This is a genomic window from Agromyces sp. Y575 (assembly GCF_059445445.1).
On the sequence record NZ_JCAIUI010000005.1, the window covers coordinates 118,311 to 131,559 of the forward strand.

At 70.4% G+C, this 13,249-nt stretch carries 10 protein-coding genes and 1 riboswitch; of the genes, 3 read left to right on the plus strand and 7 right to left on the minus strand.

Features of this window, described 5'->3' with window-relative positions; translation table 11 throughout:
- Positions 1–32: 32 nt before the first annotated feature.
- Positions 33–1,061, minus strand: a complete 1,029-nt coding sequence (locus AC1C2U_RS18400; RefSeq protein WP_495363218.1) for an FUSC family protein — start codon at positions 1,059–1,061, stop codon at positions 33–35.
- 242 nt (positions 1,062–1,303) lie between these two features.
- Positions 1,304–3,217 (minus strand): BCCT family transporter, encoded by a 1,914-nt coding sequence (locus AC1C2U_RS18405; protein ID WP_495363219.1) that lies wholly within the window; start codon positions 3,215–3,217, stop codon positions 1,304–1,306.
- A gap of 107 nt (positions 3,218–3,324) precedes the next feature.
- Here AC1C2U_RS18405 and AC1C2U_RS18410 point away from each other — a divergent pair, with 107 nt between their 5' ends.
- Positions 3,325–4,983: a DUF885 family protein gene (locus AC1C2U_RS18410; protein ID WP_495363220.1), complete on the plus strand. Its 1,659-nt coding sequence runs from the start codon at positions 3,325–3,327 to the stop codon at positions 4,981–4,983.
- A 32-nt stretch (positions 4,984–5,015) separates the two neighbouring features.
- Complete coding sequence (locus AC1C2U_RS18415; protein WP_495363221.1) at positions 5,016–5,954, plus strand: 5'-3' exonuclease; 939 nt, start codon at positions 5,016–5,018, stop codon at positions 5,952–5,954.
- A gap of 33 nt (positions 5,955–5,987) precedes the next feature.
- Here AC1C2U_RS18415 and AC1C2U_RS18420 read toward each other — a convergent pair whose 3' ends face one another.
- The 4 genes from AC1C2U_RS18420 to thiM form a co-directional block, all read right to left on the minus strand.
- Positions 5,988–6,956: a hypothetical protein gene (locus AC1C2U_RS18420; protein WP_495363222.1), complete on the minus strand. Its 969-nt coding sequence runs from the start codon at positions 6,954–6,956 to the stop codon at positions 5,988–5,990.
- A 122-nt stretch (positions 6,957–7,078) separates the two neighbouring features.
- On the minus strand, positions 7,079–8,707 hold the full coding sequence (locus AC1C2U_RS18425) for a bifunctional hydroxymethylpyrimidine kinase/phosphomethylpyrimidine kinase (RefSeq protein ID WP_495363223.1): 1,629 nt from the start codon (positions 8,705–8,707) through the stop codon (positions 7,079–7,081).
- Positions 8,700–9,410 carry a thiamine phosphate synthase gene (gene thiE, locus AC1C2U_RS18430; protein ID WP_495363224.1) on the minus strand — a complete coding sequence of 237 codons (711 nt, stop codon included), beginning with the start codon at positions 9,408–9,410 and terminating at the stop codon, positions 8,700–8,702. Before thiE ends, AC1C2U_RS18425 begins: the two co-directional genes overlap by 8 nt.
- Entirely contained in the window at positions 9,407–10,303 is an 897-nt protein-coding gene (thiM, locus tag AC1C2U_RS18435) for a hydroxyethylthiazole kinase (protein ID WP_495363225.1), read from the minus strand. The genes thiE and thiM overlap by 4 nt, the downstream gene beginning before the upstream one ends.
- Positions 10,294–10,404: riboswitch (TPP riboswitch) on the minus strand. It overlaps the preceding gene by 10 nt.
- A 67-nt stretch (positions 10,405–10,471) precedes the next feature.
- Between thiM and AC1C2U_RS18440 the strand changes: the two genes are divergently transcribed.
- Positions 10,472–11,125 (plus strand): signal peptidase II, encoded by a 654-nt coding sequence (locus AC1C2U_RS18440; RefSeq protein ID WP_495363226.1) that lies wholly within the window; start codon positions 10,472–10,474, stop codon positions 11,123–11,125.
- Here AC1C2U_RS18440 and AC1C2U_RS18445 read toward each other — a convergent pair.
- Positions 11,070–13,214 (minus strand): fibronectin type III domain-containing protein, encoded by a 2,145-nt coding sequence (locus tag AC1C2U_RS18445; RefSeq protein WP_495363227.1) that lies wholly within the window; start codon positions 13,212–13,214, stop codon positions 11,070–11,072. The two genes, AC1C2U_RS18440 and AC1C2U_RS18445, sit on opposite strands and share 56 nt — an antisense overlap.
- Between the last annotated feature and the right edge of the window lie 35 nt (positions 13,215–13,249).

The window sequence follows — 13,249 nt, forward strand, 5'->3', positions numbered from 1 at the left end:
GGTGCGACGCCGCCGGTGCGCCGCCCCTCCTGCTACTCCTCGACGAGCGCGGCGCGGATGCGCCGCAGGTCTTCCAGGAGCGAGCCGATGAGGATCCAGTGCCCCGACCTCGGCGCGGACACCACGAGGGGTGAGGTCAGCGCGGGCACGGCCGAGGTCATCGGCGCGGGGTCGACATCGGCGAGGTGCACGGCGAGTCGCACGTCGTGAGCGGCCCGCCGCAGCTGCTCTGCGATCGCGCGCACGGTCGGCTCATCGGCCAGCGCGGCGTCGTAGTGGTCGAAGAACGCCCGCGTCATGCCGATCACCTGGGTGACGATGGGGCTCAGACGTTCGAGCAGGGCGCGCATCTCGCCGAGCTCGGTGCGGTGCGCCGAGCGACGCGGATTCAGCGTGAGCGATTCCTCGCCCGTCGAGATCGAGGCATCCGCTGCATCTCGCATCGGTCGCATGAGGCGCGCTTCGACCATGAGTCCTTGCAGATCGGCCGCCGACTGCGGGCTCTCGAGGGCGCTCGCGAGCCGCTCGAGGGATGCCGCGAGCTCACCGCCGAGCAGCGACAGGTCGCGGCGCGCAGGGGCGAGTGCAATCGGCGGCACGATCAGCGCATTGACGACGATGCCGATCGCGGCGCCGATGAGCGTCTCGATGATACGGGCGCCGGCGTACTCGGGTGAGGAAGAGCCGAGGGCGAGCACGAGCATCGCGCTGATGGCGACCTGGTTCGACGTGCCAGGCGTCATCTTCAGCGACCATGCGATGAGCATCGCGATCATGATCGTCACGAGGATGATCCAGCTGTTCTGCCCGAACACGAGCGAGGCGCCGGTGGCGATCAGCACGCCGAGGATCACGCCGATCGAACGCTCGATCGCCTTGCCGAGCGACTGGTTCACGCTCGGCTGCACCACGAGCAGTGCCGCGATCGCGGCGAATACCGGTAACTGCCCCGGAATCAGCCAGCCTGCGACGAGCCACGCCGCGATCGTCGCGGCCGACGCCTTGGCGACCTGCAGGATGGGCACCCGCTTCGAGGTTCGGAAGGTGCCGGTGATGCCCATGCGACAACGCTAGCCCTGCGGGTGGGGAGGCGCGCCAGCGCCGTCTCGAAACCCGGTGATCGGGCAGGGTTTCGAGACGCTCCTTCGTCGCTCCTCAACCCGCGAGGGGAGGCGCTCCTTCGTCGCTCCTCAACCCGCGAGGGGAGACGCTCCTCAACGCGCGAGGGGAGGCGCTCCTTCGTCGCTCCTCAACCCGCGAGGGGAGGCGCTCCTTCGTCGCTCCTCAACCCGCGAGGGGAGCCTCAACGGGGCAGGGAGCGTGGATCGTCTTCCCCGTGCTCGGGCACGTCGGGGTTATCGCGGTCCGACAGCGGATCATGATCGACGACTTCGTCGACGTCGGCGATCGGCACGGAATCAGGAAGGGCGTTCTGCTCAGCGAGCGACGCGGGGGAGGCGCGTCTGAGCGCTGCCGCGGCATCCGTGCCCAGACGCAGCCGTCGCAGAAACCCGCGCACCCATCTCACCTCGCCCACGACGATGCCGCGCCGGAGCGGTTCCTCGACCTCGAGCCCGTAGTACTCGCCGATGAGGTCGACGAACTGGGCTCGTTGAGCCTTCGCGTAGGCGCGGCGCTCACGAGTGAAGGCGATGACCGTCGACCAGCAGATGAGCAGCATCACGATGCTGAACGGCAGCGCGATGATGATCGCCGCCGTCTGCAGGGCCGTGAGTCCGCCGGTCAGCAGCAGCGCGATCGCGAGCAGTGCGGTGATCATGGTGAAGAAGATGCGGATCCATCGCTTGGGGTTGAGTAGGCCGCCCGTGGCGATCATGCCCATCACGAGCGCGCCCGAGTCGGCCGAGGTGACGAAGAAGATCGTGATGAGCAGGATCACGCCGATCGTCAGCACCGGGGTGCCGGGGAGGTAGGTGAGCAGCTGGAAGAGCGCGGCCTCGACGTTCACGCTGCCGTCGGGTTGGGTCAGGGCGCCGGGGTCGGCGAGCTCGATCGCGAGCGCCGAGCCCCCGAGCACCGCGAACCAGAGGATGCCGATGAGCGTCGGCACGAGGATGACGCCGGCGACGAACTGGCGCACGGTGCGGCCCTTCGAGACGCGAGCGATGAAGATGCCGACGAACGGCGCCCACGAGATCCACCAGCCCCAGTAGAACGACGTCCACGACGCCTGCCACTCCTCGCCGGCGGTGCCCTGGAACGCGCTCACGTTGAAGGAGAGGCCGACGAAGTTCTGGATGTACGTACCCATCGACTGCACGAACTCGCGCAGCAGGAACTCGGTCGGCCCCATCACGAGTAGGTACAACACGAGGAGCCCCGCGAGCACCATGTTCGCGGTCGAGAGCCACTTCATGCCCTTCGTGACTCCGGAGAGCACCGACCAGAGCACGAACACCGAGATGACCAGGATGATGATCACTTGCGTGAGCGCGTTCGGCTCGAGGATGCCGGCGATGTCGAGCCCCGCGCTGATCTGCAGCACGCCGAGGCCGAGCGAAGTCGCCACGCCGAAGAGGGTGCCGACGAGCGCCACGACGTCGATGGCATGGCCCCAACCGCCCTCGACGCGCTTGCCGAGCAACGGTTCGAGCGTCCAGCGGATCGAGATCGGCCGGCGTCGGCGGTGGATCGCGTAGGCGAGTCCGAGCCCGACGACGACATAGATCGACCACGCGTGCACGCCCCAGTGCAAGTAGGTCTGGGCGAGCGCCTCCTGCGCGAGCGCGTCGGGCGGGCCGGTGACCCCCGGTCGCGGCGACACGAAATGGCTGAGTGGCTCGCTCACGCCGTAGAACACGAGCCCGATGCCCATACCCGCGGCGAAGAGCAGTGAGAACCACGCAAGCAACGAGAACTCGGGCTCGTCGTCATCACGGCCGAGTTTGATGTCGCCGAAACGGCTGAATCCGACGAACAGGCTGAACGCCACGAAGAATGCGGCGATGAGCACGTAATACCAGTTGAAGGTGTTGACGATGCCGGTCTGGATCGCGCCGAACATCGCGTCCGCCGCATCCGGGGCGATCAGGACGAACGCGACGAACAGGGCGACGATGACGGCCGCGGGCCAGAACACCCAGCGCTGCACGGGGGGCAGCGACCTGCGAGGGGGCGGTGCCGCCGAGGCATCGTCCGTCGGGGCATCCGTGGTGTTCAGAGGCTGGTCGGTCGGCTCGTTCGGCGTACCGCTCATGCGCAACACGGTAGCGAGGTGGGCGCTCCGCCGCATCGTCCCGCGCCGGACCGGCGCCGGACTCGCCGGACTCGCAAGTGTCGCCGGGCGGGGCTATCGTGACGCGCATGGCCCAGATCGACGCTGACCTCGCACGCCTCGGCACCGAGTTCTGGCAGTGGCGCGCCGTGAACTCGTTCCGCACATCAGACGACATCCCGCGCATCGAGCGGCCCGGCGGCTGGGTGCCGCGGTTCGATCCGGCGACCATCGAGCTGCAGCGAGACGAACTCGCCGTCTTCGTGGAACGTTGGCAGGCGACGGATGCCGCGGGCATGCCGGTTCCCGACCAGGTCGATCACCGGCTGCTGGGCTCGGCGCTCGCACGCGTGCGCTGGGAACTCGACGTGCTCCGCAACTGGGAGCGCGATGCCGTGTTCCTCACGAGCCAGATCCTCGGCCCGTGGTTCGACCTGCTGCTCGCCCCGCCACCGTTCGACGCCGGGCGACAGGCCGATCTGGTCACGGTGCTCACCGCGATCCCACACGCCGTCGAACAGGCGATCGCGAACCTCGAGCGCGTCGGCATCGCCGCCCTCGCTCGGGTGGCCGCGGCCGAACTCGACGGCATCGGGCCGCGCCTCGCCGACTCGGTCGCGGGGCTCGCCCGACATGCCGACGCCGCGACGGCGACCGCGCTCGCCGAGGCGCAGCCTGCCGCGAGTGCAGCGCTCACCAGGTACGCGCAGTGGCTCGAGACATCCGCTGATCGCCTCGGCGCCGAGGTCATCGTGGGCCACGACGCCTTCGTCTGGTACCTGCGTCACGTCGCGCTCGTCGCGGCCGAGCCCGAAGAGCTCGTTCGTGCCGCCCTGCAGGACTACCGGCGGGCCGTGCTCGCCGAGACGGTCACGCGCAACCGGTACCGTGACGTGCCTGTCCCGCCGCTCGCGCGCGATGTCGCCGCCGAGGTGGCCGACGAAGCCGCACGCGACGCCGAGGTGCGGGCGTTCTACGACCGAGCGGGCCTGCTGAGCCAGCCCGAGACGCTACGCCACTACTTCTTCTCGAAGTACCCGGCATATCTCGAGCCCGTCGCCTTTCTCGGCGTGACCGACCACCTGGCGAACGAGCGCACGCGCGCCGACGACGCGGTCTCGTACGTGCCCGAACCCGCGGCTGACCTTCCGTACTTCGACGCCGCGAACGCGCGCGACCCACGGCTCGGCATCATCCACGAGGGGGCGCACAGTCAACAGCTCGCCCTTTCGTGGGGGCACCCCCGCGCCATCCGCCGTCACTACGTCGACTCGGTCGCCAACGAGGGCATCGCCCACTACAACGAAGAACTCATGCTCGATGCTGGGCTCTTCGACGATGCGCCGCACTCGCAGACGATCGTGCATAATTTCATGCGGCTGCGGGCACTGCGCGTCGTCGTCGATGTCAACCTCGCGACCGGCGTCTTCGGCCTCGAAGAGGCCATCGACTTCTTCGTGCGGCTCGTGCCGATGGACGTCGAGACAGCCACCGAAGAGACCTCCTACTACGTTGCGACCCCGGGCCTCGCGATGTCGTACCACGTGGGCAAGCTCGAGGTGAAGCGGCTGCTCGCCGACGCCGCAGTCGCCCGCGGCGACGACTTCTCGCTCCGCGAGTTCCATGATGCCGTGTGGCTGAACGGCAACGTACCGGTGTCGTTGCAGCGTTGGGAGCTGCTCGGCGACCGCGGCGACCTCGACGTGCTCGATGCCGCGGGCGACTGGCTCGAGACGTTCCCGGGGTAGGAGCGGGAGCCGCATCGTGCCATGATCGGCCTGTGGCCGACCGACTGATGCTCCTCGACACCGCTTCGCTGTACTTCCGCGCGTTCTACGGCGTGCCCGACTCGATCACCGCGCCAGACGGCACCCCCGTCAACGCCGTGCGCGGGCTGCTCGACATGATCGCGCGCCTCGTCCCCGACTTCGAGGCGACGAACCTCGTCGCCTGCTGGGACGACGACTGGCGCCCGGCGTGGAGGGTCGAGCTCATTCCGAGCTACAAAGCGCACCGCGTCGCGCGTGCCGTGCCCGGCGGCGTCGACGTCGAGGAGACCCCACCGGGTCTCATCGTGCAGATTCCGCGCATCCGCGAGGTGCTGGGCCTGCTCGGCATCGCCGTTGTCGGGGCGCCTGAGTACGAGGCCGACGACGTCATCGGCACTCTCGCGACGGGCGCCGAGATGCCCGTCGACGTCGTCACGGGCGATCGCGACCTGTTCCAGCTCGTCGACGACGAGGCATCCGTGCGGGTCATCTATACCGCTCGCGGCATGAGCAAGCTCGAGGTGCTGACCGATGCCTCGGTTGTCGCGAAGTACGCCGTGCTGCCCCAGCAGTACGTCGACTTCTCGGTCATGCGGGGCGACTCGTCAGACGGGCTGCCCGGCGTTGCGGGCGTCGGTGAGAAGACCGCTGCGTCGCTCTTGCGGGAGTTCGTCGACCTCGACGGCATCAGGGCGGCGGCAGCGGATCCCACGGCGGCGATGTCGGCGAGTGTTCGCGCGAAGTTCGCTGCCGCCTCCGACTATCTCGACGTCGCCCCGACCGTCGTCGAGGTCGTGCGCGACCTCGACCTCGGGGAGTTCGACTCCCGGCTGCACCCGGTTACGGGAGCGCGCCGTGAAGCCCTCGAAGCGCGCGGTGCCGAGTGGAACCTCGGCGGGTCGGTGTCGCGAGTGCTCGCGGCACTCGCCTCCCTGCCGCCCGCCCAGTAGGGCCGCACAGAGAACGGGCCGCCTGACGGTCGATCAGACGACGGATGCGTCGCGGCCGGCCCGTGCTGGCCGACCGAGCAGCATGCGCGCGACAAGTCCGATCACGGCGACGCCGATCGCCGTCGCGAGCGGCGCCACGACGAGGCTCGGTTCGGTGAGTGCCATGCGGAACACTCTGACCCCGTAGTCGAGCATCTCACCGGGGTGGCCGGCGAGTACCCGCGTTCCGGCCGCGCTCGACACCGCGGTGATCAGCGCGGGGCCGACCCAGAGCATCGCGAGGCTCGCGATCGCCGCGACGATTCGGCCGACCGTTTCGACTCCGCCCCAAGCGATCGCCGCGCCGACGAGCACCGCCGGCACCCAGCGAACGGCGTCCCAGAGCCAGGCAGGCTCGCCCGCGAACGCGGGACCCCCCGGCGAGAGGAGCGCGTGCAGCCAGCCGGCCGAGAGGATCGCCGCAACGGAGAGGCCGATGACCGCGCCTGCTCGCGGTGCTCGGGCGACGAGCGAGAGCACGCCGAGTCCGACGACGACCGCGAGGATCGCAACGGCGATGACCGCGGCGAGGTACACGAGCGACCACTGGTCGTCTCGCAGGCCTGCGGCGACGAAGCTGGTGGTCTGGAGGATCGCGACGACATCGACGAGGAGCACGCCGGCGAGCAGCATCATGAACCCGCCGCGCTGCGCACGGGCGCGCGTGGAACGCCCCACGAGCCCGGCGACCGCTGCACCGATGATGATGAGCGTGGCGATGAGCGACAGGGAGTACTGACTGAAGGGCAGCAGCACGATCGGCATCTCATCGGGCAGGGTGTCGGTCGCCCAGAGATTCTGCAGCGGCAGGCGCATGCCCGTGATCAGCCACGGCAGCAGGCCGAGCGCGGCGGAGGCCACGCCGAACAGAAGCAGGTGCCAGCCGCGCAGCGGTCGAGCCTGGCCGGCATCGGTCGCCAGGTACTCGCGGGAGGGCTGCACGTCGGGCGTTGCCTGACTCATTGCCACCTCGTCGTTGGATCGGTGCCGGCACAGAGCCGGGCGGGTGCGACCACCCTATGCTGCGCGGAGGCCGGAGGTCTCGTTGCGATCCTCCCGCGGCCGACTCGAGATTCGAGTCTCGCTCACCCCTCGCCGAGCGCCGACGCGAAGAACGCGAGCTCGTGCTCGGCTGATCGGCGGAACGCCCGACGCATCCGCTCGCGCGTCTCGGGCGTCGCACCCGCCGCCAGGCGCGTGACGATGTCGATCGCCTCGCGGTTCGCGACGGCGAACGCGGGGTCGGCGTACGTCGCGAGCCACGAGGCATACGGATGCGCCGTCGCCGTCGCCGTCGCCGTCGCCGTCGCACCGAAGACGCCGGCCGCGAGCCGCTCGCCGAGGTCGACGTAGATCCAGTAGCAGGGCAGTACGGCGGCGGCGAGCACCGCGTAGTCGCTGCGCGCGGCGGTGGCGAGTAGATGATCGAGGTAGGCGGTCGTCGCGGCATCGGGCTCGGCCGCGAATGTCGATGCTCCGGCCGATGCGAGCCACGTCTCGTGCAGCTCGAGCTCACCGACGAGGGAGCCGTGCGCGGCGTTCGCCCAGAACGCCTGCTCCGAGGGATCCGTCGCGAGACGCGAGGCGTCGGCCAGCACGCGTGCGTAGTCGCGCAGGTAGAGGGCGTCCTGCGCGAGGTAGTGGAGGAACGTGGGTCGCTCGAGGGTGCCGTCGGCGAGCCCGCGGATGAACGCGAGCCCGTCGATCGCCGAGCGAAGGTCGTGGATCGACGCCCACCACTCCGCCTCGACCTCGGCGGGTGTCGGCGCGGTGCGTACCCCGCTCCGTGACCAGAGCCCCGCGAAGTGGCTGATCGGCCCGTGCCCGCCGCCGACCTCGAGCGCTTCGCCATGCCGCAGCGATTCGCGCAGCCACCGGCGGGCCTCGACGATCGCGAGGGTCCAATCTCCGAGCTCTGCGCGAAGGCTCGCGATCGCGGAGGAGAGCGAGCACCCCGTGCCGTGCGTGGCTGTGGTCTCGATGCGAACGCCAGGGAACTCGACGATCGTGCCAGTCTCGGCGTCGACGAGCGCGTCGGGAGCGTCGTCGCCGTCGAGGTGGCCGCCCTTCGCGAGCACGAGTACGCCGAACTCGCGCGAGACTCGTCGGGCCTGCTCGAGCGCCGCAGGCCAGGTGAGTGCGTGCGGCTCGCCGGCGAGCACGGCGAGTTCATGCAGGTTCGGCGTGATGAGGTGCGCCCGGGGGATGAGCGCGCGGAGTGCCTGCTCGGCGGTCGGGTCGAGCAGTCGGTCGCCGCTCGTCGCGATCATCACGGGGTCGAGCACCACGATCTCGGGCCTCGTGCGCGCGAGCCAGTCGTCGACCGTGCCGATGATCTCGGCGTCGGCGAGCATGCCGATCTTCACCGCGTCGATCGTCACGTCGTCGCTGACCGCGTCGAGCTGCTCGGCGAGGAACGACGCCGGCGGCAGGTGCACGCTGCGCACGCCCCGCGTGTTCTGAGCCACGAGCGCGGTCACCGCTGCCATGCCGTAGCCGCCGACGGCGGCGATCGACTTCAGGTCGGCGTGAATGCCGGCACCGCCCGTCGGGTCGGTACCGGCGATGCTGAGCACGCGCGGCACGCGCCGCTCGCTCCGTACGCTGCGGGCGCCGGGCGCGCGGTGCTCTCGCGGGGGCGTGGTGGTGTCGAGCTCGAGGCGAACGGATGTCCCGGCGCCGGCGTCGACCGCTCGGCTGATCGTTTCACTCATCGCCGGGCCGCCGAGACGCGGCGGTCGCGGGGTGGCGCGGTGGCGCGGTGGCCGCCCAAGCGTCGACGAAGCGCAGCGCAGCGTCGCGGGGGTCGGCGGCGGCGCAGATCGCGGACACGAGGGCGACCCCGGCGGCGCCGCCGTCACGGAGCGCCGCGACATCGTCGAGAGTGATGCCGCCGATCGCGACGCACGGCAGCTCGGCCTCGGCCGCGAGTCGCGCGAACCCGTCGACGCCGAGAGCCGGCGGATGATCGGGCTTCGTCGCGGTGGGCCGGATCACGCCGACGCCCAGGTAGTCGACCGTGCCACGCGGCATCCGTCGTACGGCCTCGAAGTGGGCCGAGGTGTTCGCGGTGAGGCCGACGACGCCGTTCGGTCCGAGCCGCTCACGCGCGATCGCCGCCGCGGCGTCGCCCTGGCCGAGATGCACGCCGTCGACGGGCAAGCCGCTCGCCCGCGCCGCGAGGGCGACGTCGAGCCGGTCGTTCACGAGCAGCGTCGCCCGCCCGTCGATCGCGGCGCACAGCTCTTCGAGCAGCATCAGCAGCTCCGTCGAGGAGCCGAGCTTGTCGCGCAGTTGCACCACTCGTACTCCACCGTCGACGGCATCGGCCACGACCGACGCCACGCCCCGCGGGCCGCAGAGTGCCGCATCGGTGACGAGGTAGACCGAGAGATCGAGCGCCGTGCGCGCCGTCACGACCGCACCGACGTCGAGGGCTCTGCCACGGACGCGAGTTCGGCCGCGACCGCGGTGTACGGGTCAGCGGTGACCTCGACGAGCTGCACCCGGCCCCGCTCGGCGACCTCATCGGCCGACACCTGCGCGAGGGCATCGAGGAACAGCGGTGCGAAGCTGCCCGGTCCGGCGGCACGCGCTGCCGCGATCTCGGCCGCCACGGTGTAGACGAGCGTCGCTGCGACGGCGCCGGAGAACGCGTCGTCGGCGACCGCGAGGAAGGCCGCGGTGACGGCGCCGAGGGCGCAACCGCCGCCCGTGACCCGGGTGAGCAGCACGTCGCCGTTGGCGACCCGGGCAACCCGCCGGCCGTCGGTGATCAGGTCGATCGGGCCCGACACCGCAACAACGGAGCCGTGCGCCCGGGCGAGGTGAGCCGCGGCATCCGCTGCCGACTCGGTCGAATCGGAGGCGTCGACGCCACGTCCGCCACCGCCGGCGCCGGCGAGGGCGATGACCTCGCTCGCATTGCCGCGGATCACGGTGGGGCGCTGCGCGAGCAGCTCGTGGGCGAACGCGGTGCGCACGGGCAGCCCGCCGACGGCGACGGGGTCGAGTACCCAGGGCGTACCGCCCTCGGATGCCGCGGCCACCGCCTCGCGGGCGGCATCTCGCTGCTCCTCGTGCGGCGTGCCGAGGTTCACGAGCAGCCCCGACGCGATTCGCGCGAAGATCCCGGCCTCGCCACGGATGTCGACCATGGCCGGGGCCGCGTCGAGGGCGAGCAGGGTGTTGGCAGTCACGTTGGTGACGACACTGTTGGTGATGCACTGCACGAGCGGCGTCGCCGCGCGCACGAGGGTCAGGAGCTCGGCGCTGTGCCGGGCAGGGTCGGTTGGCAGACGATCGCTCATCGCGACATCCCTTCGCTAGTTCGAACTAGATCAGGTTCGACGGGTGTGTTCTCAGCCATGCCCGCTTCGTGAAGCGCTGCACGGCACCCCGTGTCACTGCGATGAAGCCTAGCGGTCACCCTGTGACGGTGGGCGACACGGGCATCTCATGCGAAGGATAATGGAGCGGTGAGTTCCGACCCCTCAGTGCCGCCGCCCGCTCCCGCCCTCGAAAGCACGGTGAAGCCGCGCCTGTTCTGGTTCATCGCACTGCTCGCCGTACTCGTGCTGCTCATCGACCAGGGCTCGAAGTGGTGGGCCGAGTCCGCACTCGAGGAGCGGGTGTCCGTTCCGCTGATCGGTGAGCTGATCCGTTTCCAGCTCGTCTACAACCCCGGTGCTGCGTTCTCGATCGGCTCCGACTTCACGTGGGTCTTCGCGATCCTGGCGGGCGTGGGCGTCCTCGCCATCATCGCGTTCTCGTGGCCGGTGCGCTCTCGTGGCTGGGCGATCGCGCTCGGACTCCTCCTCGGCGGCGCCACCACCCACCTCGGCGATCGGCTGTTCCGCGAGCCGGGCTTCGGCCGCGGGCATGTCGTCGACTTCATCGGCTACGGCAACCTCTTCATCGGCAACGTGGCCGACATCGCGATCTTCGCCGGTGCCGTGATGGTGCTCGTGCTGACCTTCACGGGCGTGCGGCGCAGCGGCGCCGTCGAGCCGGCAGACGCCCCCGCCGACGCTGACACGGCTACCGACTCCGACGCGGCTACCGACTCCGACGCGGCTACCGACTCCGACGCGGCTGCCGAGACGAACACCGGCACCGAGACATCCGCATAACTCCTCTGCAGTGCTGCTCACTCGCTCGACGTGCGCGAACCCGCACGACCGCGAATGCGGCGCCGCCGACGGCGATCAGCCCGAGCGCGAGCCAGCTGAGCAGATCGACGAGCGGCGCACCCGTCGAGGCGAGGCCGGCGTCGGCCGCCGATGCTCCCGCCACTCCGGCGGCCCCTGACGCGGCTGAGGCGAGCGTGATCGAGGAACGCGCGACCTCGACGCCGTTGATCGTGACCACGATCGAGTGCGCACCCGCGGGCGTCGCGGCCGGGATCGTGCCGGTGAACGTGAAGCCGCCGTCGGCGGCCGTCGTCGCGGTGCCGAGCGTCTGCGGCGTCGAGTGGAGTTCGACCGAGAAGCCGCCGACGCCCGGTGCCAGACCGGCGCCGACGACCGTGATGTCGCCGCCCGGCACGAGGTCACCCGTGACTGAGACCGAGCCCTTGACCGTGGTCGGGTCGACCACGGGCGGGCCTTCGACCGTCACGGCGTCCGAGGCCGCCGAGGCGGCCGAGGTGCCGACGGTGTTCCGCGCGGCGACCGTCGCGGTGTAATCGCCGCCGGGCAGCGCCGTGAAGGTGTGCTCCGTCGTGCCGGCCGGCACGGAGACGGGGGCGCCGCCGTTCAGTGCGACCCGGTAGCTCGTGACGGGCGACCCGCCGTCGGCGGGCTCAGCCCACGAGACCGTCACCGAGGTGTCGCGTACTGATGCGTCGGGCGCATCAGGTGCAGAGGGTACGGTCGCGACTGCATCCGACTCACGGGGCAGCGCGCCGAAGAACGTGTCGAGTGCCGCGATTCCCTCGTCGGCGAACGCGAGCTGCGCGGCGAGACCGGCGGGGTCGGGCCGGTCGGCGTAGCGCCCGGGCAGGTCGTTCACGTACCACCACTCGGTCATGTACTCCTTGTAGGTGCCGTCGCCGTTGTCGTGGATCCACTGCTGCACGATCGGTGCGGCCTGGCCGTCGACGGTGCGTCCGCGGTTGTACTCGAGCACGTAGGGCACCTGCAGCTTCTTCGCGGTCGCGAGCGCCTGCTCGCGGTCGCCGCCCGGGTAGAAGTCGACCTGGCCTGAGACGACGGGCACGTACTGTGTGACGAGGTTCGGCAGGTACTGCGTGACGAGGTCGCCGTAGAGGTCGGCGAACTCCGAGCCGGTGTCGCGGATGTGCAGATCGTTGCCCGAGTTGCCGTCGAGTCGCAGGTCGAAGAAGTACACCTTCTCGACGCCGTTCGCGACGGCCTGACGGTTGACCTCCTTCAGGAAGGCACGCGTGTTGTGGCACCAGGTGCCGCCGAAGAAGAGCACGTGGTCGCCGTCGCTCTCGAGGATGTTCACGAGCTCGGGGTACGTGACGGTCTGCACGCGCCAGTCGGCGTCGTCGTCGTCGAGCACCGTCGCGCCGCCGTACTCGGGCTTGCCCTGGTACGCCGTGGCGTGCTTGGCGTTGACGACCCGCTCGTTGAACGTGAACTGGTCGCTCGTGTCGAGCTCGGCCGCCGAGCCGAGCACGGCGGTGACCTCGGCGGTATAGGCGGCGAGTGCGGCGGGGTCTGCGAGCTGCTCCGCCGTGACGGGCGTGGTGATCGCCGAGACGATGCGGTCTTCCACGCCGCCCTCGGTGTGCGACGTGTCGTAGACCAAGAGCGTGGGATCGTCGGTGCCGTCGAAAGGCGTCTGCGTGTCCTTGCCGAGGTACTCGGTCACGAGGCGCGCCCAGAGCGGCGCGACGTCGGCGTTCGTCGTCGAGCGGATGTCGAGGCGGTCGCCGTCGAGTCGCGGGTCGAAGTTGTAGATGCGTTCGACGCCGGCGCCCTTCGCCACCTCGTTGATCGCGCCGATCGTCGCGGCCGTCTGCGGGTCTTCGGGTCCGCCGACGAGGAACGCGAACCGGCCGTCCTGGCCGAGCAGGAACTCGAAGCGCTCGAAGGTCACGCTCTCGTAGACGCTGTCGGGGCCGAGGCCCTCGTAGGCGTCATCGAACCAGTCGACGGTGTCGGTTGTGCCCGGCGCGGGAGCGGCCGCAGCCGGGGCAGCCGCGACTCCGCCGAGCACGGCCGTGCCGGCGATCGCGAGTGCGGTCAGCATCGCTGCCCGCCTCAGGGTGGGGCGGAGGTGGTCGG